Source organism: Bacillus sp. JJ634 (assembly GCF_036962285.1).
Taxonomy (GTDB): Bacteria; Bacillota; Bacilli; order Bacillales; family DSM-1321; genus Peribacillus; species Peribacillus asahii_A.
Genome location: NZ_JBALMU010000217.1, coordinates 1 through 5,123 on the forward strand (window position 1 = coordinate 1; position 5,123 = coordinate 5,123).

Consider the following 5,123-nt stretch of genomic DNA (forward strand, 5'->3'; position numbering starts at 1 on the left):
GTGGAGGAACAGAATATGTCTAAAGTATTATTAATTAAAGCAAATGACCGTCCAGCGGATCAAGCAATTAGTACAAAAATGTATGAAACATTTGTTAACACATTTAAAGAAGCAAACCCAAATGAAGATATTACAGAGTTAGATCTTTTCACACTTAATCTTCCTTATTTTGGGCATACTGCGATTTCGGGCGGATATAAACGCGGCCAAGGCTTAGAATTAACAGCGGAAGAAGCAAAAGCAGCGGATGTAGTGGAACAATACTTAAATCAATTTTTAGCAGCAGAAAAAGTAGTGTTTGCTTTTCCTTTATGGAATTTTACCGTGCCAGCACCGCTTATTACTTATATTTCTTATCTCTCACAATCAGGGAAAACATTTAAATATACCCCAGAAGGTCCAGTAGGATTAGCGGGTGATAAGAAAGTAGTCTTATTAAATGCACGTGGTTCTGACTATTCTACTCCACAAATGAATTCTGTAGAGATGGCCGTTAATTATGTAAAAGTAATGCTTAACTTCTGGGGCATTTCTAGTCCAGAAACAGTCGTGATTGAAGGGCACAATCAATATCCAGATCGCGCTCAAGAAATCATTGCAGAGGGTTTAGAAAAGGTGGCACAAGTAGCAAGCAAGTTTTAATTTTGTTAAACACCAGTACGACTCACATACTGGTGTTTTTCATGCGGTTTTTTTCCTTAGTTCGCTTATAATAAAGAGAAGAACAAGAAAGGGAGTGATGCTATGCAAACGTTTAAAACACGTGAAGAGGTAAAAGAAGAAGAAAAGTGGAATTTAGCGGATATTTATGAAAGCCAGGAACAATGGGAAGCGGATTTTGAACGAGTATCAAAGAACATTGATCCGCTTAAAGCGTATGATGGAGCGATTCATAATGCTAAGGATTTATATGAATACCTTCATGCAAGTGAAGAACTCGGAAGTACATACAATAAATTGTATGTTTATGCGATGCTGCAAACGGATTTAGATACAAGAAATAGCGAATCGCAAGCTTTGCTGGATCGTGCGGGCCAATTAGGGAGAAAAATTAGTCAGGCCACTTCATTTTTTATGCCCTTTTTGTTAAGTTTGGAGGAATCTACCTTAAAGAGCTACATAGCAGAAGTGAAAGGGTTAGAATATTTTGAAGAAGATTTATGGGACTCTTATCGATATAAAGCCCATGTTTTAACAAAAGAGCAAGAAGCGGTTATTTCTCAAATTGGTGAGGCAATGTCAGCCCCGCAAAAAACGTTTGGCATGATTAATAACGCAGATATCAAGTTTGGAAATGTGACAACAGAATCCGGAGACAAAGTAGAATTAACACGTGGTATGTATGCGAAGTTAATGGAGGAAGAAGATCGTGATAAGCGAAAAGAAGCTTATAAAGCTTATTATAAACCGTATGTTCAATTGAAAAACACGATTGGCTCCACACTTGCAGCCGCCATTCGCAATAATGTCAATATGTCAAGATTAAGAAATTATCCATCTGCTTTAGAAAAATCATTATTTAGTGATGAAGTACCGAAAGAAGTTTATGATAATTTGATTATGTCAACTAAACAAAATATAGCTCCAATGAAAAAATATATGCGATTGCGAAAGAAAGTATTAGGGGTCGATGAGTTACGTGCGTATGATTTGAGTGTACCGTTAGTACAAGGTGCAAAAGAGGAAATTTCTTATGAAGAAGGCTATGCACTTATGCTCGAAGCATTAAAGCCGCTTGGTGAAGAATACACGTCAACATTAGCGAGTTTTAAAGAAAATCGTTATCTAGATGTTCGCGAAACACCTGGGAAGCGTTCGGGAGCCTATAACCTTGGGGTATATGGCGTGCACCCATTTATTTTATTAAATCATCGCGATGATTTAGATAGTGTGTTCACGTTAGCTCATGAATGTGGTCACGGCATGCATTCATATTTTAGTTCTACTCATCAGCCGCGCATTTCAGCTGGTTATTCTATTTTTGTCGCAGAAGTGGCGTCAACGGTCAATGAGATTTTATTAATCCGTCATTTATTAAAGACGACAAAAGAAATCGATAAGAAAAAACATTTACTGAATCATTTTATTGACAGCTTTAAAGGAACGTTCTTTACACAAGTAATGTTTGCAGAGTTTGAAAAAACAGTTCATGAAAAAGCGGAGCAAGATGAACCATTAAATGCGGATGTCTTTAATGGGGTATATGAGTCCATTTTCCGAACGTACAATGGAGAAGATCTTGTTTTTGATGATGAAGTCAAATACGGCTGGACACGGATTCCGCATTTTTATCGCCCGTTCTACGTTTATAAATACGCAACAGGCTATACATCTGCGATTATTATTGCTGATACGATTTTGTCCGGAGACAAAGAGGCATTAGAAAATTATTTAACGTTTTTAAAAAGTGGAAGCTCCGACAAGCCTCTTGCATTATTGAAAAAAGCTGGAGTTGATTTAACGAAACCAGAACCGATTGCTAATGCTTTACGTATCTTTAATGATCTTGTTGACGAATTTGTTGAATTAATGGAAAAGTAATAATTCCTGTTGGTATAAATTTAAGAAAAATGATATAGTAAGATGTCTGAAAAACAGGCTCAATCGATTCGATTGAGCCTGTTTATCTATTATAAGGAAACCAAGGGAAGAGAAAGATGAATTCAACGATAGAATATATTAAAGAATGGCAAGAGGCCCTGCAGCTTGAAATTTTCCATTTGAAAAAGTTTGGAAGCACAAAATATTTAATTTCAAATGGAAAGCAGCTTTCAAGCGGCGAGGCTTATACGTATTATTTTGAAACAGGTATATCTGTTAAAATCCCAGTAGGCAGTTCGGTTCGCATGGAGTGGGGAGGAATAAAGGAGAAGGGACGCATTTTATCTTCAGAAGGGAAAAGCATCATTCTAGCATTTGACCGTTCACTTGGAGATGTAATAAGTGAAGCATTTCTTTTCCATGATCCGTGGGAGTTGCTAGAACAACTAATAAGCCGTTTACTAGAAGCGGCGAAAAGTAAGCAAAAGCGCTTGCGAATTAAGCGATTAATGGACCCTTCTATGCCAGCGAAGCATCCAAATGAAAGCGGGCAAACGGCTGTAAAAGAACTGTTTTTACGTTCTAAATATAATCCAGTTACATTCGTTTGGGGGCCGCCGGGGACAGGCAAAACGTATACGCTGGCCCGAGTGGCTTCCAACCACTATTTAAAAGAGAAAAAGGTGCTTATTTTAGCGCATAGCAATCAAGCTGTTGATGTGTTAATGGCGGAAATTTCTGCTTTTGTAAAGAAGAAAGGTCGATTTCAAGAAGGAGAAGTACTTCGTTATGGCACCCAAATTGGAGAAAGTCTAACGAAGCATGAAGATATCGTTTCCGGTCAGCTGCTGCAAAAAAAGGAACCAAGCTTGCTAAAAGAAAAAGAACAATTAATAGAAGAAAAACGACTGTTAAAGCAGGATTTGGCCGGTTCATTTAGCGTACGCGATTCAGAACAATTAATTGAATTAGAGAAAAAGCTGGCAAGAATTTTAGAGAAAATTCGTCAAAAAGAAATGAGCTTTATAAAAGAAGCGAAAATAATTGGAACCACCTTGGCGAAGGCGGCAACCGACGCTACCATTTACGAGCAAGAATATGATGTCGTGCTACTAGATGAAGCAAGTATGGCCTATGTGCCGCAAGTGGCTTTTGCTGCTTCACTTGCGAAACATATCATCGTTTGCGGTGATTTTAAGCAATTGCCGCCTATTGCTGCAGCTAAAGATGCGATTGTGAAGCAATGGTTAAAGGAAGATGTTTTTCATCGTTCGGGGGTAGCAACCGTTGTAGAAGCCGGAGAACTGCATCCGCATTTATTTCTTTTAAAAGAACAGCGACGCATGCATCCGGAAATTTCTGCTTTTACGAATCATTATATTTATCATGACTTTGTTGGTGACCATAAAAGTGCGGAGGAAAGTAGAAAGCCAATTGCTGAACTGGAGCCTTTTATGAATCGAGCTTCTATTTTGTTAAATACGAGTTTTTCGGGAGAATATTGTGTGTCAGAGCGAACGACTCATTCACGAGTGAATCCTTGGCAATTACTGCTCTCCTTTCAACTGCTTCATGAAGCTTATATCGATGGTGCTCGTTCGATTGGCTATGTGACGCCGTATCGTGCGCAAGCGGATTTAATGGAACTGCTATTAAATGATATATATGCAAAGGAGCGTCAAACAGCCGATTTGATTGCAGCCACTGTTCATCGTTTTCAAGGCAGTGAGCGCGATATGATGATTTTTGATACGGTTGATAGCTATCCGCAAAATCGTGCAGGATTACTACTGACGGGAAAAGATAGTGAACGTTTAATAAATGTAGCGATTACGCGTACAAAAGGAAAGTTTATTCATGTATGTGATACCAATTTTGTAAAGAAATTTGTATATCGCAGTAAAACAATCCGCCAATTAGTCGATCATCAAACACAGCATCGCCAACTAGTTCAAACAAATGAAATTGGCCAGTGGGTCAAGCATCAGCATCCTCGTTTACAATGGATGCATGCAAGAAAATTAGAAAAACTATTTGATGATTTAACGTCAGCAAAGCGAGACATCATCGTAGCTTTACCTAATTCTTTTCAATTACCGGATGAATGGCTGCCGGTATTACAAAACTGTTCAGCGAATATTACGCTTATTTCACCCAAAATAAACCGTGAGCTTCCCGCCAATCGTTTTATACTAACAGCCATTGCATTTCCGTTCATCATCATCGATCAAAAATTTGTCTGGCTTGGCGTTCCTGTTGAAGCAAACAATCGAGTGCAGCCACCGTTTATTGCAGCTAGGCTAGATTCAGCTGTAATGGCTGAACAATTTATCAATCAAGTGATTGTATCGGAATAAGTGCAAAAAAAAAGACGAGCATACAAACGTGCTCGTCTTTTTGTTCTAAATTTTATATTTAAAATTTCACCTCGTCAGAATATAATTTTTTGTCAGTTTATCAATTGGATACAACAATTTATTAATTGAAACTGAGATTTTATTGGCTGATTTAAACAATCTATCCACCAAACACATTCAATTTATTTATATTTAATAAAAAACCTCAGTAGAATACTTAATGAT

At 37.8% G+C, this 5,123-nt stretch carries 3 protein-coding genes; all 3 read left to right on the forward strand.

The features are described from left to right. The 3 genes from V7068_RS22175 (at position 1) to V7068_RS22185 (ending at position 4,898) form a co-directional block, all read left to right on the forward strand. Positions 1-642 carry an FMN-dependent NADH-azoreductase gene (locus V7068_RS22175; RefSeq protein ID WP_499714586.1) on the forward strand — a complete coding sequence of 214 codons (642 nt, stop codon included), beginning with the start codon at positions 1-3 and terminating at the stop codon, positions 640-642. A gap of 102 nt (positions 643-744) precedes the next feature. Continuing rightward, positions 745-2,541 (forward strand): oligoendopeptidase F, encoded by a 1,797-nt coding sequence (gene pepF / locus V7068_RS22180; protein WP_499714587.1) that lies wholly within the window; start codon positions 745-747, stop codon positions 2,539-2,541. A 116-nt stretch (positions 2,542-2,657) separates the two neighbouring features. After that, positions 2,658-4,898 carry an AAA domain-containing protein gene (locus V7068_RS22185; RefSeq protein ID WP_499714588.1) on the forward strand — a complete coding sequence of 747 codons (2,241 nt, stop codon included), beginning with the start codon at positions 2,658-2,660 and terminating at the stop codon, positions 4,896-4,898. Positions 4,899-5,123 lie beyond the last annotated feature (225 nt).